Annotated in this window: 39 protein-coding genes; 37 read left to right on the top strand and 2 right to left on the bottom strand. The window is 37.7% G+C overall.

Going from position 1 to position 25,538, the window contains the following annotated elements:
* Positions 1 to 5 precede the first annotated feature (5 nt).
* Together ACJVDH_RS17160 and ACJVDH_RS17155 are read left to right on the top strand one after the other, a co-directional pair.
* The gene (locus ACJVDH_RS17160; protein WP_443944628.1) at positions 6 to 518 is read left to right on the top strand and encodes a gliding motility-associated C-terminal domain-containing protein; all 513 of its coding nucleotides are present in this window, start codon (positions 6 to 8) and stop codon (positions 516 to 518) included.
* 4 nt (positions 519 to 522) lie between these two features.
* Entirely contained in the window at positions 523 to 1,419 is an 897-nt protein-coding gene (locus tag ACJVDH_RS17155; RefSeq protein WP_443944627.1) for a PorP/SprF family type IX secretion system membrane protein, read from the top strand.
* Between the two features lie 51 nt (positions 1,420 to 1,470).
* Here the strand turns inward: ACJVDH_RS17155 and ACJVDH_RS17150 are convergent, their stop codons facing one another.
* Positions 1,471 to 2,082 (bottom strand): hypothetical protein, encoded by a 612-nt coding sequence (locus ACJVDH_RS17150; protein WP_443944626.1) that lies wholly within the window; start codon positions 2,080 to 2,082, stop codon positions 1,471 to 1,473.
* 156 nt (positions 2,083 to 2,238) lie between these two features.
* Between ACJVDH_RS17150 and ACJVDH_RS17145 the strand changes: the two genes are divergently transcribed.
* The 35 genes from ACJVDH_RS17145 to ACJVDH_RS16975 all read left to right on the top strand — a co-directional run bounded on the left by ACJVDH_RS17145 (position 2,239) and on the right by ACJVDH_RS16975 (position 24,492).
* A complete protein-coding gene (locus tag ACJVDH_RS17145) occupies positions 2,239 to 3,495 on the top strand; it encodes an NAD(P)-binding domain-containing protein (RefSeq protein WP_443944625.1) in 1,257 nt (418 codons plus the stop codon).
* Positions 3,496 to 3,737: 242 nt separating this feature from the next.
* The gene (locus ACJVDH_RS17140) at positions 3,738 to 6,296 is read left to right on the top strand and encodes an adenosylcobalamin-dependent ribonucleoside-diphosphate reductase (RefSeq protein ID WP_443944624.1); all 2,559 of its coding nucleotides are present in this window, start codon (positions 3,738 to 3,740) and stop codon (positions 6,294 to 6,296) included.
* A 162-nt stretch (positions 6,297 to 6,458) separates the two neighbouring features.
* On the top strand, positions 6,459 to 7,301 hold the full coding sequence (locus ACJVDH_RS17135; protein ID WP_443944623.1) for a glycoside hydrolase family 16 protein: 843 nt from the start codon (positions 6,459 to 6,461) through the stop codon (positions 7,299 to 7,301).
* 227 nt (positions 7,302 to 7,528) lie between these two features.
* Entirely contained in the window at positions 7,529 to 8,365 is an 837-nt protein-coding gene (locus ACJVDH_RS17130) for a sulfite exporter TauE/SafE family protein (RefSeq protein WP_443944622.1), read from the top strand.
* Positions 8,365 to 8,760: a DUF1634 domain-containing protein gene (locus tag ACJVDH_RS17125; RefSeq protein WP_443944621.1), complete on the top strand. Its 396-nt coding sequence runs from the start codon at positions 8,365 to 8,367 to the stop codon at positions 8,758 to 8,760. Before ACJVDH_RS17130 ends, ACJVDH_RS17125 begins: the two co-directional genes overlap by 1 nt.
* A 169-nt stretch (positions 8,761 to 8,929) precedes the next feature.
* The gene (gene rplC, locus ACJVDH_RS17120) at positions 8,930 to 9,547 is read left to right on the top strand and encodes a 50S ribosomal protein L3 (protein ID WP_443944620.1); all 618 of its coding nucleotides are present in this window, start codon (positions 8,930 to 8,932) and stop codon (positions 9,545 to 9,547) included.
* 4 nt (positions 9,548 to 9,551) lie between these two features.
* The gene (gene rplD, locus ACJVDH_RS17115; protein ID WP_443944619.1) at positions 9,552 to 10,181 is read left to right on the top strand and encodes a 50S ribosomal protein L4; all 630 of its coding nucleotides are present in this window, start codon (positions 9,552 to 9,554) and stop codon (positions 10,179 to 10,181) included.
* A 1-nt stretch (position 10,182) separates the two neighbouring features.
* A complete protein-coding gene (gene rplW, locus ACJVDH_RS17110) occupies positions 10,183 to 10,473 on the top strand; it encodes a 50S ribosomal protein L23 (protein ID WP_443944618.1) in 291 nt (96 codons plus the stop codon).
* 23 nt (positions 10,474 to 10,496) lie between these two features.
* Entirely contained in the window at positions 10,497 to 11,321 is an 825-nt protein-coding gene (gene rplB / locus ACJVDH_RS17105) for a 50S ribosomal protein L2 (RefSeq protein WP_443944617.1), read from the top strand.
* Positions 11,321 to 11,587, top strand: a complete 267-nt coding sequence (rpsS, locus tag ACJVDH_RS17100; protein ID WP_316799884.1) for a 30S ribosomal protein S19 — start codon at positions 11,321 to 11,323, stop codon at positions 11,585 to 11,587. Before rplB ends, rpsS begins: the two co-directional genes overlap by 1 nt.
* A 7-nt stretch (positions 11,588 to 11,594) precedes the next feature.
* Positions 11,595 to 11,951, top strand: a complete 357-nt coding sequence (gene rplV / locus ACJVDH_RS17095; RefSeq protein WP_443944616.1) for a 50S ribosomal protein L22 — start codon at positions 11,595 to 11,597, stop codon at positions 11,949 to 11,951.
* Between the two features lie 9 nt (positions 11,952 to 11,960).
* Complete coding sequence (rpsC, locus tag ACJVDH_RS17090) at positions 11,961 to 12,797, top strand: 30S ribosomal protein S3 (protein WP_443944615.1); 837 nt, start codon at positions 11,961 to 11,963, stop codon at positions 12,795 to 12,797.
* A 40-nt stretch (positions 12,798 to 12,837) separates the two neighbouring features.
* Positions 12,838 to 13,260, top strand: coding sequence for a 50S ribosomal protein L16 (gene rplP / locus ACJVDH_RS17085; RefSeq protein ID WP_443944614.1), 423 nt, complete (start codon positions 12,838 to 12,840; stop codon positions 13,258 to 13,260).
* A 72-nt stretch (positions 13,261 to 13,332) separates the two neighbouring features.
* Positions 13,333 to 13,545: a 50S ribosomal protein L29 gene (rpmC, locus tag ACJVDH_RS17080; RefSeq protein ID WP_443944613.1), complete on the top strand. Its 213-nt coding sequence runs from the start codon at positions 13,333 to 13,335 to the stop codon at positions 13,543 to 13,545.
* Between the two features lie 13 nt (positions 13,546 to 13,558).
* Positions 13,559 to 13,813 (top strand): 30S ribosomal protein S17, encoded by a 255-nt coding sequence (rpsQ, locus tag ACJVDH_RS17075; RefSeq protein ID WP_443944612.1) that lies wholly within the window; start codon positions 13,559 to 13,561, stop codon positions 13,811 to 13,813.
* Position 13,814: 1 nt separating this feature from the next.
* Complete coding sequence (rplN, locus tag ACJVDH_RS17070) at positions 13,815 to 14,183, top strand: 50S ribosomal protein L14 (RefSeq protein WP_090886529.1); 369 nt, start codon at positions 13,815 to 13,817, stop codon at positions 14,181 to 14,183.
* A gap of 1 nt (position 14,184) precedes the next feature.
* The gene (gene rplX / locus ACJVDH_RS17065) at positions 14,185 to 14,526 is read left to right on the top strand and encodes a 50S ribosomal protein L24 (protein WP_443944611.1); all 342 of its coding nucleotides are present in this window, start codon (positions 14,185 to 14,187) and stop codon (positions 14,524 to 14,526) included.
* Positions 14,523 to 15,089 (top strand): 50S ribosomal protein L5, encoded by a 567-nt coding sequence (gene rplE / locus ACJVDH_RS17060; protein ID WP_443947632.1) that lies wholly within the window; start codon positions 14,523 to 14,525, stop codon positions 15,087 to 15,089. Before rplX ends, rplE begins: the two co-directional genes overlap by 4 nt.
* Positions 15,089 to 15,358 carry a 30S ribosomal protein S14 gene (gene rpsN, locus ACJVDH_RS17055; protein WP_039475193.1) on the top strand — a complete coding sequence of 90 codons (270 nt, stop codon included), beginning with the start codon at positions 15,089 to 15,091 and terminating at the stop codon, positions 15,356 to 15,358. Before rplE ends, rpsN begins: the two co-directional genes overlap by 1 nt.
* A gap of 151 nt (positions 15,359 to 15,509) precedes the next feature.
* Positions 15,510 to 15,908, top strand: coding sequence for a 30S ribosomal protein S8 (rpsH, locus tag ACJVDH_RS17050; protein WP_443944610.1), 399 nt, complete (start codon positions 15,510 to 15,512; stop codon positions 15,906 to 15,908).
* A gap of 19 nt (positions 15,909 to 15,927) precedes the next feature.
* Positions 15,928 to 16,485: a 50S ribosomal protein L6 gene (gene rplF / locus ACJVDH_RS17045; protein WP_443944609.1), complete on the top strand. Its 558-nt coding sequence runs from the start codon at positions 15,928 to 15,930 to the stop codon at positions 16,483 to 16,485.
* A 5-nt stretch (positions 16,486 to 16,490) separates the two neighbouring features.
* Positions 16,491 to 16,844: a 50S ribosomal protein L18 gene (rplR, locus tag ACJVDH_RS17040; protein ID WP_316831291.1), complete on the top strand. Its 354-nt coding sequence runs from the start codon at positions 16,491 to 16,493 to the stop codon at positions 16,842 to 16,844.
* 17 nt (positions 16,845 to 16,861) lie between these two features.
* Positions 16,862 to 17,380 (top strand): 30S ribosomal protein S5, encoded by a 519-nt coding sequence (gene rpsE, locus ACJVDH_RS17035; RefSeq protein WP_443944608.1) that lies wholly within the window; start codon positions 16,862 to 16,864, stop codon positions 17,378 to 17,380.
* Positions 17,381 to 17,384: 4 nt separating this feature from the next.
* Positions 17,385 to 17,564: a 50S ribosomal protein L30 gene (gene rpmD / locus ACJVDH_RS17030; RefSeq protein ID WP_443944607.1), complete on the top strand. Its 180-nt coding sequence runs from the start codon at positions 17,385 to 17,387 to the stop codon at positions 17,562 to 17,564.
* Between the two features lie 102 nt (positions 17,565 to 17,666).
* Positions 17,667 to 18,113: a 50S ribosomal protein L15 gene (rplO, locus tag ACJVDH_RS17025; protein WP_443944606.1), complete on the top strand. Its 447-nt coding sequence runs from the start codon at positions 17,667 to 17,669 to the stop codon at positions 18,111 to 18,113.
* Positions 18,114 to 18,120: 7 nt separating this feature from the next.
* The gene (secY, locus tag ACJVDH_RS17020) at positions 18,121 to 19,461 is read left to right on the top strand and encodes a preprotein translocase subunit SecY (protein WP_443944605.1); all 1,341 of its coding nucleotides are present in this window, start codon (positions 18,121 to 18,123) and stop codon (positions 19,459 to 19,461) included.
* Between the two features lie 9 nt (positions 19,462 to 19,470).
* Positions 19,471 to 20,256 (top strand): type I methionyl aminopeptidase, encoded by a 786-nt coding sequence (gene map / locus ACJVDH_RS17015; RefSeq protein WP_443944604.1) that lies wholly within the window; start codon positions 19,471 to 19,473, stop codon positions 20,254 to 20,256.
* A 71-nt stretch (positions 20,257 to 20,327) separates the two neighbouring features.
* Positions 20,328 to 20,546, top strand: a complete 219-nt coding sequence (gene infA / locus ACJVDH_RS17010; protein ID WP_010599888.1) for a translation initiation factor IF-1 — start codon at positions 20,328 to 20,330, stop codon at positions 20,544 to 20,546.
* Between the two features lies 1 nt (position 20,547).
* Positions 20,548 to 20,664: a 50S ribosomal protein L36 gene (gene rpmJ / locus ACJVDH_RS17005; protein ID WP_107214554.1), complete on the top strand. Its 117-nt coding sequence runs from the start codon at positions 20,548 to 20,550 to the stop codon at positions 20,662 to 20,664.
* A 70-nt stretch (positions 20,665 to 20,734) separates the two neighbouring features.
* Complete coding sequence (gene rpsM, locus ACJVDH_RS17000) at positions 20,735 to 21,112, top strand: 30S ribosomal protein S13 (RefSeq protein WP_010599886.1); 378 nt, start codon at positions 20,735 to 20,737, stop codon at positions 21,110 to 21,112.
* A gap of 151 nt (positions 21,113 to 21,263) precedes the next feature.
* The gene (rpsK, locus tag ACJVDH_RS16995) at positions 21,264 to 21,653 is read left to right on the top strand and encodes a 30S ribosomal protein S11 (protein ID WP_443944603.1); all 390 of its coding nucleotides are present in this window, start codon (positions 21,264 to 21,266) and stop codon (positions 21,651 to 21,653) included.
* A 62-nt stretch (positions 21,654 to 21,715) separates the two neighbouring features.
* Positions 21,716 to 22,324, top strand: a complete 609-nt coding sequence (rpsD, locus tag ACJVDH_RS16990) for a 30S ribosomal protein S4 (protein WP_443944602.1) — start codon at positions 21,716 to 21,718, stop codon at positions 22,322 to 22,324.
* Positions 22,325 to 22,411: 87 nt separating this feature from the next.
* Positions 22,412 to 23,404, top strand: coding sequence for a DNA-directed RNA polymerase subunit alpha (locus tag ACJVDH_RS16985; RefSeq protein ID WP_443944601.1), 993 nt, complete (start codon positions 22,412 to 22,414; stop codon positions 23,402 to 23,404).
* 104 nt (positions 23,405 to 23,508) lie between these two features.
* The gene (rplQ, locus tag ACJVDH_RS16980) at positions 23,509 to 24,045 is read left to right on the top strand and encodes a 50S ribosomal protein L17 (RefSeq protein ID WP_443944600.1); all 537 of its coding nucleotides are present in this window, start codon (positions 23,509 to 23,511) and stop codon (positions 24,043 to 24,045) included.
* Positions 24,046 to 24,156: 111 nt separating this feature from the next.
* Positions 24,157 to 24,492 (top strand): DUF6370 family protein, encoded by a 336-nt coding sequence (locus ACJVDH_RS16975; protein WP_443944599.1) that lies wholly within the window; start codon positions 24,157 to 24,159, stop codon positions 24,490 to 24,492.
* Positions 24,493 to 24,508: 16 nt separating this feature from the next.
* Here ACJVDH_RS16975 and ACJVDH_RS16970 read toward each other — a convergent pair whose 3' ends face one another.
* Positions 24,509 to 25,492 (bottom strand): polysaccharide deacetylase family protein, encoded by a 984-nt coding sequence (locus ACJVDH_RS16970; RefSeq protein WP_443944598.1) that lies wholly within the window; start codon positions 25,490 to 25,492, stop codon positions 24,509 to 24,511.
* Positions 25,493 to 25,538: the final 46 nt, after the last annotated feature.

The raw sequence follows: 25,538 nt of genomic DNA, 5'->3' as shown, positions 1-25,538 counted from the left end.
TTGATATGAAAATCAGGATTATCATATTCATTTCGGTAATGCTTTTTGCAATAAATTCTGTGTTAAAGGCGCAAACGGTTCCTATGTTGCCATATGTTTTAAGTGCTTCCGGAAACTTCGGGAAAATCAACAATCAATTGTATGATTTTAGTTTTGGTGAAATGTTGCTGATCCAGACTTTTGAGGCGAATGGTATTGTACTTACTCAAGGTTTTCTTCAGCCTTATCTTGTTACGCAAACCGGAGTTGATGTTTTTGTGGTAAATAACTTTATCACGCCAAATGGCGATGGTAAAAACGATGTTTTGCTTTTTGAAGGTTTGGAGAATTATCCCGAAAATAAATTCTCAATTTTTGATCGAGGCGGAAGGCTGTTGTATTCTGTTCGCAATTACCAGAACAACTGGGATGGTTATTTCAGAGGAAAAGTACTTGCAGAAGACACCTATTATTATATCCTTGATCTGGGAAAAGGAAATGCAGTAAAAGGTTTTGTTTCAGTTTTGATTAAGAAATAGTTGCGTGAAAAAGAGCTTAATAACATATTTTACAGTGCTGATGGTTTTGGTATTGCCTATAGTGGCAAATGCACAGCTTAACCCAATGGGCACCGTATATTTCCAAAATCAATTTTTGGCAAATCCGTCAATGGCAGGAATTGAACCGGGCGGGCATTTAAACGGTGCAATGAAAGCACAGTGGACGGGAGTAGAAGGTGGGCCCAGAATACAAGCCCTCACGGCAGATTATGGTTTGTCAAATGAAAAGGTTGGTTTGGGCTTGCTGGTGTATAACGAAAGTGCTGGCATAATCAACAGAACCCGATTTACAGCTACTTACGCATATCATTTGTCGTTAAACAGTTCTACAGATTTTATCGACTTTGGTTTGTCTGCCGGATTAATGAATGAGTGGGTTGATATTGGAAAAGCGAGAGGCGATCTTTCTGATGAAGTTCTGGGTAGTTTTAACGATAGGCGAATGTATTTAGATGGAGATTTTGGTGTAGCATATCGTAATGAAAATGTAACGCTGCAGGCTGCATTGCCAAATTTAAAGCGTTTTTTAAAGCGAGATGAAATCCGGAATGTAATTGATCGGTCTATTTACTATTTCGCCGCTGGCTACAAGATTACTTCAGAAGATGTACTGAGTTCTATTGAACCGAAAATTGTATATCGCGGCGTACAAAACTATCGAGGGATTGTTGATGTAGCTGCTAATCTTCAGTTTCTTGAAGACAAGTTAATGTTGAGTGGCGTTTACCACAGTACCGATAGTATGACAATTGGTTTGGGCGCCAATTATAAAAGTACATTTTCTCTGCTGTTTCAATACACCACAAACACGGCGCAAATGCAAAGTTATAGTAACGGCGAGTTTGAGGTTGGTCTGAAGTATAGTTTCGGTAATAACTAATAAAAAAAGCGCTGTTTCTAATGATGAAATAGCGCTTTTTTTATTTATAGTTTATCGGCCGGGAGAATCATCCCATTTATTTCTTTCGTCTTGCAATTCTCTGGCAAGCTTCATTTCTTTGTCTTTTGCTTTCACTTTGTGTGCCTGGTACTCATCAGCAACTTCTTGGTAAAGCTGTGTACGATAAACAGCCTCGCGCCTGTATTTTCCAGAACTTAAAATAACAATTGCCAGTCCAATTGCCAGTATAATAATAATGGTCCAGACTATTGTATTGTAGGTTCCTTTATTAAAAGAAATGCCTAAAAAATTAATTTCATTTACAATTGCAGTGGTGCTGGCCAGTGAGTTTTCTTTTCCGGAAACTTCTTTTTGAAGATTGTTAATGATTTCTTTTTGTGCAGAAATTTCACGCCTTGCGGTTTCCAATTGTTTGCGCTCTTTCTTTAATGTATCGCTTACACTTTTCCATAAAGTAGACAATCTGTAGGGATTAATCAGTTTGGCGCCACTGAGGTTTTTAGATTTAGACAACATAAATTCATATTGTCCTTTTAAAGAAGGATCGGCATTTTTAGAAGTATCTTGCGCAATTTGTGCAAATGCCGATGAAATAAAGAGCATTGCAATTGCGAACAAGAAAAGGGGTTTGGATTTTTGCATAGTATTGTTTTAAGGTAATGAAAAATGTTAACGTTTAGTTCTGTGTTGTATTTTAATAAACGTTAAAGTTTATACTTATCTTTTTGCTAATTTATGAAATAACAACTTTATACACGTTTTATTATGAATTAAATCTTGATCAGCTACATTTGCAACATGCAAATAGGAATAATTGGTTTGGGTGATATGGGGAAATTATATGCCCTTTCATTCGCAAATTCTGGCTACAAAGTGTGTGGCGCGGATATGCCGCTGCGCTTTGCCGATTTAAAAGCAGAGCTTCAACCCAAAGGAATTGAAATATTAATTGATGGCCATGAAGTTGCCCGTAAATCTGATTTTATCATCTATTGTGTAGAAGCAGAAAAAATAGATGAAGTGGTTGCGGCATTCGCCAGATCAACAAAATACGGCGCAATTGTTTCCGGTCAAACATCTGTAAAACACCCCGAAATTGCAGCTTTTGACAAGCATTTGCCAGAAGATGTACATATTGTCACGTGTCATTCGTTGCACGGGCCGGCGTTCAGTACAGAAGGACAAACACTTGTTGTTATCCGTCATCGTGCGACAGACGAAATTTATCAGCAAGCTTTAGAGGTGTATCGGTCATTAAAATCCATTATTATTGAAATGGACGATTATAAAGACCACGATAGCATTGTTGCAGATACGCAGGCCGTAACGCATATGGGTTTTGAAAGTATGGGTTCTGCATGGAAAAATGCAGGTTTTTTCCCATGGGATAATCCGGCTTATGCCGGCGGAATTGACAATGTGAAAATTCTGACTACACTGCGGATTTTTAGTTACAAATCTCATATATATGCAGGTTTGGCTATTCTTAATCCTTATGCGCAAAAACAGGTGAAATATTACGCACAGGCAGAATCAGAATTGTTTAAGCTGATGATTTGTGAAAATGAAGCGGAATTTAGAGCGAAAATTTATGCTGCGCGCGATTTCGTATTTCACGATAAAAATAACCTGTTGTTGCTGGATGACAACATTATGAAAGAGTTTAGTCTTTCTGATTCCGAGCACAAACAAAAACCAAATTCTCATTTAAGTTTGTTGAGTATGGTTTATTCATGGTATAAAATGGGTGTAAATCCGTATGACAATCTAATTTGCCAAACGCCACCGTTCAAGTTGCGCTTAGGCATTGCCGAATATCTCTTTAAAAATGAAGCAATGCTGGAAGAATCTATTCATACCGCATTGTATGACAAATCTATCCGCGGCGATGATTTAGAGTTTCATACAGCAGTGCATGAGTGGGCTTCTATTATTGGTTACGGAGATATAAATGGATATAAATCGCATTTCGAAGCAGCCAAATCTTTTTTTGCCAATCGCCTGCGCGACGGGCAAAATCTAAGTGCAGAGATGATCAAGCGTTTAGGAAAATAAAATCAACATTTTACATGATTATTTAAAAGCGACCTCGGTCGCTTTTTTTTATGATGCTTCTCACTTTGTGTTTAATTAATTTAATTTTTTTGTAAACTTTTTTGTTTTTTAAAAAATGTAAATATCATATAATCAATATTTTGAATATAAAAATTTGTAAACAATTTAAAATTTAACTTTCGGTTCGGTTGTATTTTTTTGTAAGTTTGGGACATTCCTTCTATTCATCAAATTTAAAAAACATGAAATCTACAGATATACAAAAACAGGTTACATATACACAAGACGAAGCTTATAATGCTGCTTTAGAATATTTTAAAGGAGACGATTTGGCTGCGCGGGTTTGGGTAAATAAATACGCACTCAAAGATTCTTTTGGTAAAATTTATGAACAATCTCCAGATGATATGCACAAACGCATTGCATCAGAAATTGCACGTATAGAAAAGAAATACTCGAATGCGATTTCCGAACAAGAAATTTTCGACCTGATTAAAGAGTTTAAATACATCATCCCGCAAGGAAGTCCGATGACGGGAATTGGAAATCCATATCAAATCGCATCCTTGTCCAACTGTTTTGTGATTGGGAACTCTGGTATGTCCGATTCCTATGGAGGGATTATGAAAATTGATCAGGAACAGGTTCAGTTGATGAAAAGAAGAGGAGGAGTTGGTCATGATTTGTCACACATCCGCCCGAAAGGATCTCCTGTAAAAAATTCAGCACTAACATCAACCGGCGTTATCCCGTTTATGGAGCGTTTCTCTAACTCGACCCGAGAAGTAGCACAAGATGGCAGACGCGGTGCGCTGATGTTGTCTATTTCTATACAGCATCCCGATTCTGAAGATTTTATTGATGCGAAATTAGAGCAAGGAAAAGTAACTGGTGCAAATGTTTCTGTACGTATAAACGATAGCTTTATGAAAGCTGTAGAAAATGGTACAAGTTACGTGCAACAATATCCTGTAAAATCGAATAACCCGGTTTTCACTAAGGAAATTGAAGCAAATGCGATTTGGAAAAAGATTGTACACAATGCGTGGAAATCTGCAGAGCCCGGAATTTTATTTTGGGATACCATTATTCGTGAGTCTTTGCCAGATTGTTATGCAGATTTAGGTTACGAAACCGTCTCTACAAATCCTTGTGGCGAGATTCCGCTATGTCCTTATGATTCTTGCCGTTTACTTGCCATAAATTTATATTCTTATGTAGATAAGCCATTTACGAAAAAAGCATCTTTTAACTGGCCCTTGTTCAAAAAACATGTAGCACTGGCGCAGCGTTTCATGGATGATATTATAGATCTGGAACTGGAAAAAATTGATGGAATTTTGGAAAAAATTACACAAGATCCGGAAGATGAAGAAGTAAAGCGCATAGAGAAAAACCTTTGGATTAATATCCGTAAAATGGCAGATGAAGGCCGCAGAACAGGTGTTGGAATTACTGCTGAAGGAGACATGTTGGCGGCGTTAAATTTGCGTTATGGAAGTAAAGAAGGTTCTGAATTTTCTATAGAAGTACACAAACAACTGGCTTTGGCAGCATACCGCTCGTCAGTAGTTTTGGCGAAAGAACGTGGTGCATTTAAAGTGTACGATGCCGAACGCGAGAAAGAAAATCCTTTTATGTTGCGTTTAAAGGAAGAAGATGCACAGTTGTATTATGAAATGACAGAATACGGCCGTCGCAATATTGCATTACTTACCATAGCGCCAACGGGTACAACCAGTTTAATGTCTCAAACATCATCTGGAGTTGAACCGGTTTTTATGCCGGTATATAAAAGAAGACGTAAAGTTAACCCGAATGATCAAAACGTACGTGTAGATTTTGTGGATGAAGTTGGCGATTCATGGGAAGAATACATTGTTTTTCACCATAAATTCAAAACCTGGATGGAAGTGAACGGACATGATTTGGAGAAAAATTATAGTCAGGAAGAACTCAATGTGCTCATCAGTAAATCACCATACTACAAAGCAACTTCTAATGATGTAGATTATTTAGAAAAAGTGCGGATGCAAGGTGCAATACAGAAATGGGTGGATCATTCGATTAGCGTAACCATTAATATGCCGAACGATGTATCTGAAGAATTGGTCGGCGAATTGTATATGGAAGCTTGGAAAGCCGGATGTAAAGGCGTTACGGTATACCGCGATGGTTCTCGGTCAGGTGTTCTAATTGCTGTTGATGAGAAAAAAGCCGACGCCTCTACCGACGAGGTAAATAGTGAAATTTATTTCCCAACCAATCGGCCAGCTGTATTGGAAGCAGATGTGGTGCGTTTTCAAAACAATAAAGATAAATGGATTGCATTTATCGGATTAATTGATGGCAAGCCTTATGAAATTTTTACTGGTTTATCTGATGATGAAGATGGTATTTTGATTCCGAGGTGGGTAAATAATGGTTATATCATCAAAAATAAAGATGCAGATGGAAGTTCTCGTTACGATTTTCAGTTCAAAAACCAACGCGGCTATAAAACAACCATCGAAGGTTTATCTCATAAATTCAATCCTGAATATTGGAATTATGCCAAACTGATTTCGAGTACGATACGCCATGGTATGCCAATAGAGAAAGTGGTAGATTTAATTGGCAGTTTGCAGTTGGATGAATCTATTAATACCTGGAAAAATGGAGTAGCACGCGCGTTGAAACGTTTTATTCCGGATGGTACCGAAACCCATAAGCAAAAGTGCAGCAATTGCAATTCAACCAACTTGCATTATCAGGAAGGTTGTTTAACCTGCAGTGATTGCGGCTCTTCTAAATGTGGTTAGATAATTTAATCCCTGTTTTCTCAAAAAACGGGGATTTTTTGAAAGGATTGCACACCTATTTGTTTAGGATTTTGCCCCTGTCAGGTTAGTTATCATAAGTATATTTGAGGTAAGAATGATATTCAAGCTGATTGTCATTATTATCTAACTAAATATCAAATTATGAGAAACATTTTTATCCTCTTGGGGCTATTCCTTTTTGTGTCCTGCTCAAAAAAAAACGATGAAAAATCTTTGCTAAGTGGTAATGGTTTTAATCAGGCAAGCGTAAATGTTACCGATCCTTTACCAGCCGCGCCTATGCACGTATCCGATTTTTTATCTACGTTAAATCCGGTATTTACAGAAGATTTTAACGGAACTTCTATTGATATGACCAAATGGGGATATCGGGCGCTAAATTCTGTACGGGGTTATGCCACCGTTTCTGATCGTACGATTTCATTGGATGGCAATGGAAATTTAGTGATACAGGTGATTAAAGATCCCGATGGTAAATATTATGTTGGTCAATTGAGTACCGACGGGAAATATCTTCAACGTTACGGATATTTTGAAACCCGGGCAAAAATGAATTCATCTGTTGGTCCGCATATCGCTTTTTGGCTTCAGTCCAACACCATGGGAAATGCGGCCAATGATCCTTATAACGTTGGTGCAGAAATTGATGTTTTTGAATACCATAAACTTACACCAACTTCAACATGGCATACGGTGCACTGGGGCGGTTATGGCGCTACATATAAAAAAGATGGCGTTACTGCTCCAAATGCAACCATTAATGATGGAAATTACCACGTTTTCGGTTTGTTGTGGACCAGTAAAGGCTACGTGTTCTTTGTGGATGGAGTGGAAGTATGGCGTACTTCGAGCGGATTATCCGGCATTGCAGAATATATGATTTTAAGTACCGAACTTACTGGATTTGGAGGTAACTACGCAGCCGGCACTTATCCCGATAGTGTTGTATTCGATTATGTTAAAACTTATCAGTTCGCAAATTAGCCAACTATTTATTTAATTTACTTTTGCCGTAAAAATCGATTAATGCCTGTAAGGGATGATTCTATTTGTGAATCGTCCCTTATAGGCATTGCTAAATATGTCGGATTTTATTTGTGCCGCAGGGGAAGTTTCTGTTGCAATAAAGGTTTAATCCATATAATATATAGGCTTTATTTTATTGGTTTCATCCTTCGTTTAGCGCAATTAAGTCCGCTATATTTGCCGCTATGTCGGTATTGCTGTTCACCTTTATTCTTTTATTGGGCTCGCTTTTAGCGGGTTTGCTGGGCTCATTAACGGGTTTGGGCGGCGGTGTAATTATTATTCCATTATTAACTTTGGGTCTTGGCGTAGATATTCATTACGCTATTGGTGCGTCTATTGTGTCGGTTATTGCCACATCATCTGGTTCTGCTGCGGCTTATGTAAAAGAAGGTATCACCAATATCAGACTAGGTATGTTTCTGGAAATTGCAACTACTGCCGGAGCAATAACCGGAGCTATTGTAGCGGTTTACCTAAATCCAGATTATATTGCAATTATTTTTGGTTGCATTTTAATTTTTTCTGCCGCGATGACACTTCGCAAAAAAACAGATCATTCTTTAACGGAAGGCTCCAGCAAACTTGCAGGGTTTTTTAAATTAAATGGTTCTTTCCCTGATAAAGGAATAGATCATCCTTATGCAGTTAGAAATGTAACGGGCGGTTTTTTTATGATGCTTTTTGCAGGTACACTTTCGGGTTTGTTGGGTATAGGCAGCGGCGCATTAAAGGTGATTGCTATGGATAACATTATGAAATTGCCTTTTAAAGTATCTACAACAACCAGTAATTTTATGATGGGCGTTACAGCAGCTGCAAGTGCAATTGTATATCTGCACCGCGGCCAAATTGATCCAGGAATTGCGATGCCGGTTTGTGTTGGTGTATTAACTGGCGCAAGTTTAGGCTCAAAAGTGCTTATTCATACCAAAACAGATAAACTAAAGGTTGTTTTTGCAATTGTTGTTGTGGTGCTTGCGGTTCAAATGATTTATAAAGGTATAAGCGGGATGATGTAATGGAGAGGACGAAAAAGCAAAAATTAAACGATAAAGATATTCAGCTCATTCTGGGCACACTCTTACGTGCCGGTGTAATGTTATCAATGGGGATTGTATTGATTGGTGGCGTTATTTATCTGATTCATAATAAAGGCTTGATTGTAGATTACAGTGTTTTCAAACCAGAAATTTCCAATTTTTCTAGTATTGCAGCTATTTTTAAAGGCGTATTAACGCTGCGTGGAGATGCTGTGGTTCAGTTTGGTATCTTAATGCTCATCTTTACACCAATAGCGCGTATCGTATTTGCGCTGTTCAGTTTTTTGATAGAGCGCGATTATCTTTATGTGCTCATTGGCTTACTTATATTGCTTATAATTGCCATTAGTTTAAATGGTGGTTTGGCACATTAGCCATCTTTTTAGCTAACTCCCCAACTATCAGCAAATTATTTGAAAAAATATTTAGCTAACTATTTGAAAATTAATAATTCTTCTCTATCTTTGCCGTCCCTTTCGGGGGATGTACAATCACCTTGAACGAAGCCCTACTGCTTCGATGGGTGTTAAATTAAAAGATAAAATGTCAGGAATTATTGGAAAAAAAGTAGGAATGACCAGTATTTTCGATGCAGAAGGAAGAAACATTCCTTGTACTGTAATCGAAGCTGGGCCTTGTGTAGTAACACAGGTAAAAACCGAAGAAAAAGACGGGTATTCATCAATCCAGTTGGGTTATGATGAAGCAAAAGAGAAAAACACAACTCAACCGTTAAAAGGCCATTTCGCTAAAGCGAACACAACTCCAAAACGCAAACTGGTAGAATTTGATTCATTTACAACTTCACTTAATTTAGGTGATGTAGTAACTGTTGATGCATTCGCGGAAGGCGATTTTGTTGATGTTGTTGGAACCTCAAAAGGTAAAGGTTTTCAAGGTGTTGTGAAACGCCACGGATTTGGTGGTGTAGGTATGCAGACTCACGGTCAGCATAACCGTTTACGTGCCCCAGGTTCATTGGGAGCATCATCTTTCCCATCACGTGTATTCAAAGGAATGCGCATGGCAGGAAGAACTGGTGGAGACAGAGTTAAAATTCAAAACTTACAGGTTTTGAAAGTTTACGCTGATCAAAACTTATTAGTAGTTAGTGGTTCCATTCCAGGAGCTAAGGGTTCTTACGTAATCTTAGATAAGTAATCAGATGGAAGTTAAAGTATTAAACATTTCAGGTAAAGAAACAGGTGCCAAGGTGCAACTTCCTGAATCGGTATTTGGTATCGAGCCTAACGACCACGCGATTTATTTAGATGTAAAACAGTATTTGGCTAACCAACGTCAAGGTACTCATAAGTCTAAACAACGTAACGAGATTGCAGGTTCTACACGCAAACTATACAAGCAAAAAGGTACAGGTGGTGCTCGTGCTGGTAGCATTAAATCTCCGTTATTTAACGGTGGTGGTCGTGTTTTCGGTCCTCAACCACGTGATTACAGTTTCAAATTGAACAAAAAATTAAAATCTTTAGCACGTAAATCGGCTTTAGCTTACAAAGCAAAAGACAACAGCGTTGTTGTTTTAGAAGACTTTACTTTTGATACAATTAAAACTAAAAACTACACAAGTTTATTGGCTGCGTTAAACGTAGGTACTCAAAAAACTTTATTGGTTTTACCTGCACAAAATAATAATATCTATTTATCAAGCAGAAACGTTCAGAAAACTAAAGTAATTTCAGCAGCAGATTTGAATACTTATGATGTATTAAACGCTGGTGTACTTGTGTTAACTGCAGATTCTGTTAAAACTTTGGAGGAGGCATTTGCCAAGTAATATGGAAATTTTAAAAAAACCAATATTAACCGAAAAAGCTTCAGCTTTAACTGAGAAATCTAACCGTTTCACTTTTAGCGTAAACCCTAAAGCCAACAAATTGCAAATCAAATCTGCAATTGAGAAAATGTATGGTGTTACAATCGTAGCAATCAATACTATGGTTGTTGATGGTAAAGCTAAATCTCGTTACACAAAAGCAGGTTTTGTTTCTGGCCGTAGCCCGAAATACAAAAAAGCAGTTGTAACGTTGAAAGACGGAGAAACAATAGATTATTACGCAAATCTTTAATTTAAGAATAATTAATTATAACTATGGGCTTAAGAAAATTTAAACCAGTTACTCCGGGTACCCGCTTTAGAGTTGGTGCTAGCTTTACGGAGATTACAGCAACCAAGCCCGAAAAATCATTGGTTGTATCATCAAAAAAGTCTGGTGGACGTAACAACACAGGTAAAATGACTATGCGCTACATGGGTGGTGGTCATAAAAAATCATATCGTCTTATCGATTTCAAACGCGATAAATTTGATATTCCTGCTACAGTTGCAACTGTAGAATACGATCCAAACCGTACTGCACGCATTGCCTTATTACATTATGCAGATGGCGAGAAGCGTTATATTATTGCTCCTGAAGGATTGCAAGTTGGTCAGACTATTGTTTCTGGCGATACTGCAGCTCCAGAAGTAGGTAATACTTTAAAATTATCGAACATTCCTCTAGGTTCTATTATCCACAATGTGGAAATCCACCCTGGAAAAGGCGCACAATTGGCGCGTAGTGCTGGTGCTTATGCACAGTTAGCTGCACGTGATGGTAAATATGCGACTTTGAAAATGCCTTCAGGCGAAACCCGTTTAATCCTGGTAACTTGTTTAGCAACTATCGGTGCGGTATCTAACTCAGATCACGCAAATGAAGTTCTAGGTAAAGCAGGTCGTAAACGTTGGTTGGGCCGTCGTCCGAGAACAAGACCGGTAGCGATGAACCCAGTAGATCACCCAATGGGTGGTGGTGAAGGTAGATCATCAGGTGGTCACCCACGTTCAAGAAAAGGTTTGTTGTCTAAAGGCTACAAAACCAGAGAACTTAAAAAATATTCTAATCGTCACATCATAGAGAGAAGGAAGAAATAATGGCTCGTTCGATAAAAAAAGGACCTTATATTGACCATAACGTAGAGAAAAAAGTGAACTCTATGAATGATTCAGGCAAAAGAACTGTAATCAAAACTTGGTCTCGCAGATCGATGATCTCACCAGATTTCGTTGGTCATACATTTGCAGTACACAATGGTAATAAATTTATCCCTGTGTATGTAACAGAAAACATGGTTGGTCACAAATTGGGAGAATTTGCTCCAACCCGTACATTCAGAGGACACGCTGAAAAGAAAAAATAATTAGACAATGGAAGCAATAGCAAAATTAAACAATTGTCCAACCTCACCGCGTAAGATGCGTTTGGTTGTAGATCTTATCAGAGGTGAACGTGTAGAGAAAGCATTAAGCATTTTAAAGTTTACCAATAAAGAAGCCGCAATCAGAGTTGAAAAATTGCTGGTATCAGCAATCAACAACTGGGAAGCTAAAAATGGTAAGACTTCTGATGGTAGCGAATTATTTGTTAAAACAATTATGGTAGATGGTGGCCGTCAGTTGAAACGCTTACGTCCGGCACCTCAAGGTCGTGGATACAGAATTCGCAAACGTTCTAACCACGTAACTTTGGTTGTAGACAGTAAAAATACAGAAACTCAAAACTAATATCAGGAAATGGGACAAAAAGCAAATCCAATAGGTAACAGGTTAGGTATCATCAAAGGATGGGATTCTAACTGGTTCGGTGGCAACAACTACTCCGATAAATTAGTTGAGGATGAAAAAATCAGAAAATACCTTTCTGCCCGTATTGCAAAAGGCGGTGTTGCAAAAGTTGTTATCGAGCGTACGTTAAAACGTATCACTGTAACAATTCACACAGCTCGTCCGGGTATCGTAATCGGTAAAGCAGGTGCTGAGGTTGATAAAATCAAAGAAGAGTTAAAGAAATTGACTAAAAAGGAAATTCAAATTAACATTTTCGAGATTAAACGCCCAGAGCTTGATGCACAATTAGTTGCAGAAGGTGTTGCAAAACAATTAGAAGCAAGGATCTCATTCCGTAGAGCAATGAAATCTTCTATCGCATCTACTATGCGTATGGGTGCTGAAGGAATTAAAATCATGACTTCTGGTCGTTTAGGTGGTGCTGAGATGGCGCGTACTGAGCAGTACAAAGAAGGAAGAGTTCCTTTGCATACATTGCGTGCTGATATTGATTATGCTTTAGCAGAAGCGTTGACTACTTATGGTAAAATAGGTATCAAAGTTTGGATCTGTAAAGGCGAGGTTTATGGAAAACGTGATTTGTCTCCGAACATCGGTTCAACAAATAACGGTCCAAAGGGCCAATCAGAAAAACCAGCATTCGGTGGTAGAGATAACCGCGGTGGAAGAGATAACCGTGGCGGTGGAGACAGACGTGGTGGAAACCAAGGTGGTCGCGGTCCGGGTCAAGGTGGTGCAAACAGAGGTGGTGGCGCAGGCGCTAACAGAGGTCCTCGTAAATAATTGATTTATTAACATCGTTTAACGATTAGAACAAAATAAAATGTTACAGCCAAAAAGAACGAAGTTCAGGAAGATGCAAAAAGGCAGAATGAAAGGTTTAGCTTCACGTGGAGCTGAATTGGCATTCGGATCTTTCGGTATCAAATCTTTAGAAGCCACTTGGATTACAAGTCGCCAGATAGAGGCTGCCCGTATCGCCGTAACACGTTTTATGAAACGTGAAGGTCAAGTATGGATCAGGATTTTCCCGGATAAACCGGTAACAAAAAAGCCTGCTGAGGTACGTATGGGTAAAGGTAAAGGTGCTCCTGAGTACTGGGTAGCAGTAGTTAGACCAGGCCGTGTAATTTTCGAAGCTGAAGGAGTTCCTTTAGAAGTTGCGAAAGAAGCTATGCGTTTAGCTGCACAAAAATTACCAATCCAAACAAAATTTGTAGTACGTAGAGATTACGTAGAAGCATAGGAATTATTGAGATGAATGTTGTAAATACTTGTTTTTATAACCGCTACACTCAATTGTAAAAGAAAAATAGAAATGAAAAATTCAGAAATCACAGGGCTTTCAAAAGAAGAATTAGTAGCTAAGATTGCGGAGGAAAAAGAGAACTTATCGAAATTGAAGTTCGCTCATACCATTTCAGCTATCGAAAATCCTTCACGAATTTCAAAAGTAAGGAAAGATATAGCCCGTTTAAATACTGAACTGACTAAAGTTGTTAATGCTGAGTCAGCTACTGAAACTAAATAATTTTAGAGTCCAAATGGAAAGAAATTTAAGAAAAACAAGAACCGGGTTAGTGGTAAGCAACAAGATGGATAAATCTGTTGTGGTATCGGTTGAGCGTAAAGTAAAACACCCGATTTATGGTAAGTTCGTGAAGAAAACTACCAAATTTATGGCTCACGACGAGAAAAACGAATGCGGTGTTGGAGATACCGTATTGATTATGGAAACTCGTCCTTTGAGTAAAAATAAGAACTGGAGATTGGTACAAATTTTAGAAAGGGCTAAATAAGATGGTACAACAGGAATCAAGATTAAACGTTGCTGATAACAGCGGCGCGAAAGAAGTATTAGTAATTCGTGTACTAGGCGGAACTGGTAAACGTTATGCTTCTATTGGAGATAAAGTAGTTGTTACCGTAAAAAGCGCTTTACCATCAGGTAATGTTAAAAAAGGTACGGTTTCTAAAGCAGTTGTGGTTAGAACAAAGAAAGAGATCAGACGTAAAGATGGTTCTTACATCCGTTTTGACGATAATGCAGCTGTATTATTGAACGCACAGGATGAGCCACGCGGTACACGTATCTTTGGCCCGGTTGCGAGAGAACTACGTGAAAAACAATTCATGAAAATTGTATCATTAGCACCGGAGGTATTATAAAATGGGAAACAAAGTAAATACACCAGTTAAACTGAAGATCCAAAAAGGTGATTTAGTAAAAATCATTGCTGGCGATTCAAAAGGTCAACAAGGAAAAGTACTTGAAGTACTTAAAGATAAAAACAGAGCCGTAGTAGAAGGTGTGAATTTAGTATCTAAACATACTAAACCAAACGCAGCTAATCCTAACGGTGGTATTATTAAAAAAGAAGCCGCTCTTCATATTTCTAACTTGATGTTGGTTGATCCAAAATCTGGTAAAGCTACCCGCGTTGGCCGTAAAGCAAATGCAGAAGGTAAATTGGTTAGAGTTGCTAAAGTTTCAGGGGAGGAAATTAAATAATGGCTACACCTAGATTAAAAAGCAAATACAAAGAAGAAGTTGTAAATGCATTGAAAGAGAAATTCCAGTACAAAACTGTAATGCAGGTTCCTAAATTGGAAAAAATCTGTATCAATCAGGGTGTAGGTCGTTTTTCTGTTACAGATAAGAAAATTGTAGATTCTACAATTGTAGAATTGACAACGATTACTGGTCAGTTAGCTGTTCAGGCGCAATCTAAGAAAGATATCTCTAACTTTAAATTGCGTAAGGGTATGCCTGTAGGTGTACGTGTTACTTTGCGTGATAACAATATGTATGAGTTCTTGGATCGTTTGATTTCTGTAGCTTTGCCTCGTATCCGCGATTTCAAAGGTATTAACGACAAAGGATTTGATGGAAAAGGTAACTACACTTTAGGTGTTACTGAGCAAATCATTTTCCCAGAGATTAATATCGATAAAATCAATAAAATTTTAGGTATGGATATTACTTTCGTAACTTCGGCAAAATCTGATGTTGAAGCCCTAGAATTATTGAAGCAATTCGGATTACCATTTAAAAATCAAAAAACAGAGCAATAATGGCAAAAGAAGGTGTAAAAGCACGCGAAGTTAAGCGCCAAAAATTGGTTGCTAGATACGCAGAAAAACGTGCTGCATTAAAAGCAGCAGGAGATTTTGAAGGTTTAGATAAATTACCTAAAAACTCTTCTCCGGTACGTTTGCACAACCGTTGTAAATTAACTGGCCGTCCTCGTGGTTATATGCGTACCTTTGGTATTTCAAGGGTAACATTCCGCGAAATGGCGTTAGACGGTAAAATACCAGGTGTTAAAAAAGCATCTTGGTAATATAGCCTAGAGCTGAAAGCTTAAAGTCTAAAGCGAATAAACCCGCTTTAGGCTTTAGTCTTTTTGCTTTTCGCTACAAAAAAGAATTTTAACCGATAGCAGGTCCCACCGCTGGGTAGCGGAAGGAAACCACTATCAAAAACAATAAATAATGAATACAGATCCAATAGCAGATTATTTAACAAGAGTAAGGAATGCCATTAAGGCCAACCACAGAGTTGTAGAAATTCCTGCATCAAACCTTAAAAAGGAAATTACAAAAGTACTTTTTGATAAAGGTTACATCGCGAATTATAAATTTGAGGAGACTACTGCTCAAGGCATAATCAAAATTGCTTTGAAATACAATCCGATAAGCAAAATTCCTGCTATTCGTACATTAGTGCGAGTAAGTAAACCAGGTTTGAGACAATATGCAGGTGTAGAAAATATGCCAAGAGTATTAAACGGTTTAGGTATCGCAATCTTATCTACTTCTAAAGGTGTAATGACTGATAAAGAAGCAGCCAAATTGAACATTGGTGGTGAGGTATTGTGTCACGTTTATTAATCATTAGGAGAGCAACACAATGTCAAGAATAGGAAAAGCCCCAATTACAATCCCTGCAGGAGTTACCATCACAGTATCTAACGATAATGTTGTAACGGTAAAAGGCCCTAAAGGTGAATTAAATCAAGCAGTTGATAAAGATATCACTGTAAGTCAAGAAGAAGGCGTATTAACTGTAACTCGCCCTTCAGATCAAAAGAAACACAAAGCATTACATGGTTTATACCGTTCATTGCTTAACAACATGGTTGTTGGTGTTACAGAAGGTTATAAATTAACTCAAGAATTAGTAGGTGTTGGTTACCGTGCATCAAACCAAGGCAACACACTAGATTTAGTTTTGGGTTATTCTCACCACTATGTATTCCAATTGCCGGAAGAAATTAAAGTAACAACTTCATCAGAAAAAGGACAAACGCCTAAAATTATTTTGGAGAGTATCGACAAACAATTGATTGGACAAGTAGCAGCGAAAATCCGTTCGTTACGTGCACCAGAGCCGTATAAAGGTAAAGGTATCAAGTTTGTGGGTGAAGTGTTAAGAAGAAAAGCAGGTAAATCAGCATCTAAAAAATAGTAATCATGGCAGGTAAAAAATTATCAAGAAGAGATCGTATTAAAAAAGGGATCAGAAAAAGACTTACCGGTTCGGAAGAGCGTCCAAGGTTATCTGTATTTAGAAGCAATAAAGGGATTTATGCTCAGGTAATTAACGATGTTACAGGTAAAACAATAGTTTCAGCATCATCATTATCTAAAGATTTTGCAGGTACTGGAAGCAAAAGCGACCAATCAGTTGCAGTAGGCAAATTAGTTGCTGAAAAAGCAATTGCTGCTGGTGTTAAAGAAGTTGTTTTCGATAGAAATGGCTATTTATACCACGGTCGTGTAAAATCGTTGGCAGAGGGTGCCCGCGAAGCTGGTTTAGTATTTTAATCTGAAGAAAAAGTAAGATGTCAACTATCAATATAAAAAGAGTTAAAACCACCGATATCGAATTAAAGGATCGTTTGGTTAGTATACAACGTGTTGCCAAAGTAACCAAAGGTGGTCGTACTTTCAGCTTCTCTGCAATTGTAGTAGTAGGTGATGAGAATGGTGTTGTTGGTTTCGGTTTAGGTAAAGCGAAAGAGGTAACTGAAGCAATTGCAAAAGGTGTAGACGATGCAAAAAAGAACTTGGTTAAAGTTCCTGTTTTGAATGGTACTGTTCCTCATGAGCAAATTGGTAAATTCTCTGGTGGTTTTGTTTTAATCAAACCAGCTGCAGTAGGTACCGGAGTAATTGCTGGTGGTGCAATGCGTGCAGTATTAGAGAGTGCTGGTATTCATAACGTATTGGCAAAATCTAAAGGATCATCCAACCCGCACAACGTGGTAAAAGCAACTGTAGATGCGTTAACTAAAATGCGCGATGCATATACAGTAGCTCAAACTCGTGGTGTAGATTTAAACAAAGTATTTAACGGATAATATTATGGCTAAGATCAAAATAACACAAGTAAAAAGCGTTATCGACAGAAGCGAGCGTCAAAAAAGAACCGTTCAGGCTTTGGGTTTATCTAAAATTAACCAAAGTGTAGAGGTTGAAGCTACTCCGCAAATTATCGGTATGGTTCGCAAAGTGAATCATTTGGTAGCAATCGAAAGTATCTAATAATTATTGAAGGTAGTGCACGTTAAAGGTGTACTACCTTTATATATGTTTAATCGTTGTACCTGTTTAGTGAAAGCGAAGGGCAACACAAATTCAAAAAAAATGAATTTAAGTAATTTAAAACCTGCAGAAGGTTCAATCAAAAACAGAAAAAGAATTGGTCGTGGTACAGGTTCTGGCCGTGGCGGAACGTCTACACGTGGTCACAAAGGTGCTGGTTCACGTTCTGGTTATTCTTCTAAAGTGGGTTTCGAAGGTGGTCAAATGCCTTTACAACGTCGTGTACCTAAAGTTGGTTTCAAACCAATTAACCGTACTGAATATGTTGGTGTAAACTTAGATGTATTGCAAGGATTGGCCGAAAGATTCAACTTAACAAAAATTGATTTCGCTGCTTTACAAGAGCACGGTTTAGCTTCTAAAAACGACTTAGTAAAAGTTTTAGGTCGTGGTGAAGTAACTGCAAAATTAGAAATTACAGCACATGCGTTCTCTGCAACCGCACAAAAAGCTATCGAAGCCGCAGGTGGTTCTATTGTAAAATTGTAATTATTAAATGAAGAAGCTATTTACTACTTTAAGTAATATCTGGAAAATTCAAGAATTAAAAGAGCGTATCTTGTTTACGCTCTTAATTCTTTTGGTATACCGTTTTGTATCTCACGTGGTTTTGCCAGGTGTAGATCCAACCGCTATGGGAAATAATGAGAAATCAGGATTGTTGGGCTTACTAGATATGTTCGCCGGCGGTTCTTTCTCTCGTATTTCTATTTTAGCATTGGGCGTAATGCCTTATATCTCTGCATCTATTGTGGTGCAATTATTGGGTATTGCTGTTCCTTCTTTCCAAAAAATGCAGAAAGAAGGCGAAAGTGGTAGAAAAAAAATGAACCAGATTACACGTTACCTAACGGTAGCGATTACCATCGTTCAATCGGTTGGTTATGTTAAAACTCAGGTTCCGGCCGAAGCAATTTTATTGCCGAATACATTATTCTTGGTGTTATCTACATTCGTATTGACTGCTGGTACATTATTTGTAATGTGGTTGGGCGAAAAAATTACAGACAAAGGTATTGGTAATGGTACATCACTTATTATTATGGTGGGTATTATTGCACGTTTACCTGTAGCCATTAGCCAAGAATTTAGTGCACGTGTAGGTGCTTCTAGTGAAGGCGGAGGCCCAGTTGCCCTGGTATTGGAAATTGTTGCCCTTTTTGCAGTTATTATGTTTACCATTTTAATTGTTCAAGGTGTACGTAAGGTTCCTGTACAATATGCTAAGAAAATAGTAGGTAACCGCCAGTTTGGTGGTGTGCGCCAATACATTCCTTTAAAGGTGAATGCTGCTGGTGTTATGCCCATTATTTTTGCACAAGCATTGATGTTTATACCAGGTGCGTTGATGTCTTTAGTACCTTCATTGCAAGGATCTTGGTTGATTCAGTTCAGCAACACTACATCATTGGCTTATAGCTTAACGTTTGCTTTCTTAATTATTGCATTTACGTTTTTCTACACTGCAATTACTGTCAACCCTACTCAAATGAGTGATGACATGAAAAAAAATGGGGGCTTCATCCCTGGTGTAAAACCAGGTTTTGCAACGTCTACTTTTATTGATGATGTAATTTCGAAGATCACATTTCCAGGTGCCGTATTTTTGGCCATTATTGCTGTTTTACCGTCTCTTGCTGTAAAGTTCGGGATTAAACAGGAATTTGCCCATTTCTTCGGTGGTACTTCTCTATTGATTTTGGTAGGTGTAGTATTGGATACTTTGCAACAAGTAGAAAGCTATTTATTGATGCGTCATTACGATGGTTTGATGAAAACCGGTCGGGTTACTGGCAGAACAGGAGTTCCTGCTGCAAGTAGCAACGCAGCATTGTAGTTCTTAAGAATGTCAAAAATCTACTATAAATCTCTGGAAGAGATTGAATTGATTAGAGAAAGTTCTTTGCTAGTTTCACAAACATTAGCAGAAGTAGCTAAAGTTATTAAACCAGGTATTACGACATTTGCACTCGATAAATTGGCTTACGAGTTTATTAGTGACCATGGCGCAATACCTGCTTTTCTGAATTACAATGGCTTTCCCAACTCATTATGTATTTCGCCTAACGAACAAGTTGTACACGGTTTTCCGAGCAGCTACGTGATACAGGAAGGCGACTTAATCTCTGTAGATTGTGGCGTTATCAAAAACAATTTTTTTGGGGATTCAGCCTATACTTTTTCAATCGGAGAAGTGGATGCCGAAAAACAAAAATTGGTTGAGGTAACCAAACGATGCCTGGATTTAGGCGTAGAAAAAGCCGTTGCTGGCATGCGTATAGGTGATATCGGCTTTGCCGTTCAACAATATGCAGAAGCCAATGGATTCGGTGTAGTAAGAGAATTAGTAGGACACGGAGTGGGTATTAAACTTCACGAAAAACCAGAAGTTCCAAATTATGGAAAAAGGGGAAGCGGACCAAAACTTGAAGAAGGAATGGTGATTGCGATAGAACCGATGATCAATGCCGGCGTTGCCGGGATCAATTTTCATAAAGACGGATGGACAGTTACCAGTAAAGACCATAAACCCTCTGCACATTTTGAACACACAGTAGCCGTAAAAAAGGGCAAAGCAGACGTTTTATCGACCTTTTCTTTAATAGAAGAAGTTTTAAATAAAAAAAACTAAATAATTAATTTTTTTTATTTAATTTTGCGTCCCTGTTTATAAGCAGCTAATTAAGTAACAATCAATAAAATATGGCTAAACAAGCCTCAATTGAACAAGACGGAGTAATAAGAGAAGCATTGTCTAATGCGATGTTCAGAGTTGAACTCGAAAATGGACATGAAATTATTGCTCACATTTCAGGAAAGATGCGGATGCACTACATCAAAATTCTTCCTGGCGACAAAGTAAAATTAGAGATGTCTCCTTATGATTTAACAAAGGGACGCATCACTTATAGATATAAATAAAATGAAAGTTAGATCATCAATCAAAAAACGTAGCGCTGATTGCAAGGTAATTCGCCGTAAAGGAAAACTTTACGTAATTAACAAAAAGAATCCTAAGTATAAGCAACGTCAGGGGTAATTAGAAAATAGAGTAATCAACCGCACAACGGTGGCCCGCCGTTCGGAATTACGCAAAAACATACATAAATATGGCAAGGATTTCAGGTATTGATTTACCAAGAAACAAAAGAGGTGAAATCGGTTTAACGTATATCTACGGAATTGGTAGAACTACTGCACAACGTATCTTAACTACGGCAGGAATCGATTTAAACAAAAAAGTACAAGATTGGTCTGATGATGAGTTATCGGCAATCCGTACAATGATTAACGATGAGATTAAAGTAGAAGGTGCTTTACGCTCTGAGGTTCAGTTAAATATCAAACGTTTAATGGATATTGGTTGTTACCGTGGTTTGCGTCACAGAAAAGGTTTACCTTCTCGTGGTCAGCGCACAAAAAACAACTCACGTACTCGTAAGGGTAAGAGAAAAACAGTTGCTAACAAGAAAAAAGCTACTAAATAGTAATTGATAGATATGAGGTTTGAGATTTTAGATATGAGATCATATCTTTAGCTCTACTCAATCTGGATTAAAGATAATAATTAGATATAAAGTACCGGGATGGAGCAACTCTCATATCTCAATTCTCATATCTAGCATCTAATAAAAGAAAATGGCTAAGAGTAAAAAAGTAACAAAAAAACGTATCGTTGTAATTGAGCCTGTTGGTCAGGCGCATATCAATGCTACTTTCAACAACATCATCGTTACCTTAACTAATAACAGCGGTCAAACCATTTCATGGTCTTCAGCTGGTAAAATGGGCTTTAAAGGTTCTAAAAAGAACACGCCGTATGCAGCTGGTCAAGCAGCTTCAGATTGCGGTAAAGTAGCATTTGATTTAGGTTTGCGTAAAGTAGATGTGTTCGTTAAAGGTCCAGGTTCAGGCCGCGAGTCTGCAATCAGAACTTTACAGGTAGCAGGTATTGAAGTAACATCTATTAAAGATATTACTCCACTTCCTCACAACGGATGTCGTCCTCCTAAAAAGAGAAGAGTTTAATCACAATTTTTAAAGCTAAGAATCTTCGGTTACAGATCGAATGATACTTTAAAACAAACACAATGGCAAGATATACAGGCCCCAAAAGTAAAATCGCCCGTAAATTCAGAGAACCAATTTTCGGTCCTGATAAGGCGTTAGAAAGAAAAAATTATCCTCCTGGGCAACATGGTGCTTCAAAAAGAAGAGGAAAACAATCTGAATATGCAATCCAGTTAATGGAGAAGCAAAAAGTAAAATATACTTATGGTGTATTGGAAAAACAATTCAGTAACTTGTTTAAAAAAGCATCTTCACGTGCAGGTATTACCGGTGATAACTTATTGCAGTTATTGGAAGCACGTTTAGACAATACAGTTTACCGTTTAGGTATTTCAACAACCCGTTCTGGTGCACGCCAGTTAGTTAGCCATAAACACGTAACCGTGAATGGTGAAGTTGTAAATATCCCATCATATCAGTTAAAAGCAGGCGATGTAATTGCAGTTCGCGAGAAATCTAAATCATTAGAAGCAATTACAAATTCAGTAGCTGGAAGAGCAATCAACAAATATACTTGGTTGGATTGGAACGCTGGCGAATTGAGTGGTAAGTTTTTAACGTATCCTCAGCGTGACGAGATTCCTGAGAACATCAAGGAGAACCTGATCGTCGAGTTATACTCTAAGTAATCTAAATAAGATTGTTAATTGCCTGAAAATGGCAATTAACTTTTTTACGTTTACAAATATTCAATCAACGAATTTAAAAAAATATAAATGGCAATTTTAGCATTTCAGAAACCTGACAAAGTGATCATGCAGAAATCTACGGATTTCGATGGCACATTTGAATTTCGTCCTTTAGAGCCCGGTTTCGGTGTAACAATTGGTAATGCCTTGAGAAGGATTTTACTTTCTTCATTAGAAGGTTATGCTATTACTACTATTCGTTTTTCTGGTGTTTCTCATGAATTTTCTACCATCAAAGGTGTTGTAGAAGATTTAACTGATATCATTTTGAATTTGAAACAGGTACGTTTCAAAAAAACTGGTGAATCTGGAGACTCTGAGAAAGTGTTCATCATCGTAAATGGTCAAGACCAATTTAAAGCAGGTGATATCACTAAATTCTCTAACAACTTTACAGTATTGAACCCTGAGCATGTAATTTGCAATATGGATAAATCTGTTACTTTGGAAGTGGAATTAACCATCAATAAAGGACGTGGTTATGTGCCGGCTGAAGAAAATAAAGTTGCTGATGCTGTTGTAGGTGTTATCGCTATCGATTCGATCTACACGCCAATGAAAAATGTTAAATACACGATCGAAAACTTTCGTGTTGAACAAAAAACAGATTATGAGAAACTGGTTTTAGATATTTCTACAGATGGTTCTATCCATCCGGAAGAGGCTTTGAAAGAAGCAGCTAAAATCTTAATCCAACACTTTATGTTGTTCTCTGATGAGAACTTAGTATTGGAATCTCAAGCTAAAGAAGAAACTAAAGAAGTGGACGAGGAAATTTTGCACATGCGTAAAATCCTTAAAACGGAATTGGTAGATATGGATCTTTCTGTACGTGCATTAAACTGCCTTAAAGCAGCTGATATCCGTACATTAGCTGATCTTGTTTCTTACGATGTAGCTGACATGTTAAAATTCAGAAACTTCGGTAAAAAATCTCTAACTGAGATTCAGGAACTGGTAAAATCTAAAGGTTTGTCTTTCGGAATGAACCTGTCTAAATTCAAATTAGACGAAGAGTAACACGCATGGCGCTAAGCGTTTAGCGCAAAGCATTGAATAAATTATTATTTAACAGTGTATAATTCCCTCTGAGACAGAGACGGTATACACTTAATCAAAACAAAATGAGACACGGTAAAAAAGTTAATCACTTAGGCAGAACCGACAGCCACAGAAAAGCAATGTTAGCTAACATGGCTACATCACTGATCAAAGCGAAAAGAATTACTACAACTTTAGCTAAAGCTAAAGCTTTACGTAGCTATGTTGAGCCAATCATTACGAAATCAAAAAATGATACAACTCACTCACGTCGTACAGTGTTCGCTTATCTACAAGATAAGGAAGTTGTAACTATTTTATTCCGCGAAATCGCTGAGAAAGTTGCAAATCGTCCGGGTGGTTATACTCGTATCATTAAATTAAACAACCGTTTTGGTGATAACGCTGAAATGGCTTTAATTGAATTGGTAGATTATAATGAAATTTACGGTAAAAACGTAGAAGCTAAAGAAGAGAAGAAAACAACTCGTCGTGGTAGAAGCAAAGCTGCTGCACCTAAAGCTGCTGACGCGAAAGCTGATGCTGCTGAAGAAGCAACTCCAGCTGTTGAAGCAACTACTGAAGAAGCTCCTGCTACAGAAGAGCCAAAAGGAGAATAATTTATTCTACTTTAAAGTTTTTGAAAAGCCTTGTTTCGACGAGGCTTTTTTTATGCATTTTACAATTTGTTTCTCAAAAGACTGACTTTATTTTATCATACACAAAACGATATGAAGACTTTTTTATTCACCTCAGTGCTGTGCTTTTTTAGTACCATAATGTTTGCTCAAACACAGGATAAGCAGCTTAAAAAATCTATTGAAAATAAGGTTGTGGAAATAGCATGCGGCGAATGTCAATTTAAGATGAAAGGCAAAGACTGCGACTTAGCCGTTCGTATTGATGGCGAAAGTTATTTTGTAGACGGAAAAGGTATTGACGATTTTGGTGATGCACACGGGCAGGTTGGTTTTTGCAATGCCATCCGAAAGGCAGAAGTTACCGGCGAAATTGTAAAGGGTAGGTTCAAAGCTAAAACCATTACATTACTGCCTGCAAAACAATAATAATTTAAGGCTGGGTTTATTGAAATTCTTTTTCTAAACCTTGTCTTAAATCAAACAACAGCCATTGTTTATTCTTCACTTCAGCTGATTTATTTTTTAGTAACCGGATAAAATCCTGAACTCCGAGTTCTTCATTTCCGTTTCCATGTATTAAAACAATACTTCCGCCAACAGGTTGTTGCCCTTTAGCCAGCCAAGCATCACTCCCAACTGGTATCAATCCATAAGATTCTATCTTTCCAACAATTGATTGATCGGATACCAAACCAGGGAAACGGAAAAATATAGAAGGCGTTAGTCCATTTTTAAGCATCGACTTTTCATTCTTTAACACCTCAATGTCCAGATTTGTACCACTTGCCAACAGAAAATTCTCTGCAAGCGGAAGGGTATTCACTTCATGATTGTAGGAATGGTTTATCCAGGTAATGTCCAGTTCTTTTTCCAGAGCCAGTTGTTTTAACCAATCTAAGTCGGCTTGATGTTTAAGCATCCACTTTCCTGAAAGGGAAATTGCCAGTGGCGATGTTTTCTCTATGGTCTTAAAAGCTTCAAAAACATCATGGAATATAACGCGATCTAAAGGCCTGTGTGATGGGCATAAATCTATCGTAAGTGTTATTCCATTTTCATTAGGAATTGCGTGGTCTATGCCCGCATTTTGCAATTGCTGGTCTTTTGCTGCCGCAGCTTCAAGTGCTTTTACATAAGTCGTGTTTTTAAAAATTGCCAATACATTTGCCCAAGCCAATGTGTGTTTCTGATAACGTTTGTCTATATCTACTTTCGTTTGTAAAGAAATGGGATCAAGAAGTAAGAGAAACTTTATTCCGCTATCAGAAAAGCTTCGAAGAGCGATAAATTGCCGATTCCCATCATTGGCTAAAGCATAGTTTACCTGATATTTGTTGATTTGCATAAAAGACTGTGCTGTAGCTTCTACAGAAACTAAAATGCTTAATCCAATAAAAGCAACCCAACTGCCCGCAGAAGTTTTCATATTCCTTATTTAAAATCTTTCTAATTTAATTCAAATCATCTATCTT

This window comes from Pedobacter terrestris (assembly GCF_052343045.1).
Lineage (GTDB): Bacteria > Bacteroidota > Bacteroidia > Sphingobacteriales > Sphingobacteriaceae > Pedobacter.
Note: the sequence above shows the minus strand (reverse complement) of the source record. Positions and strands in the feature narration are given on the sequence as shown.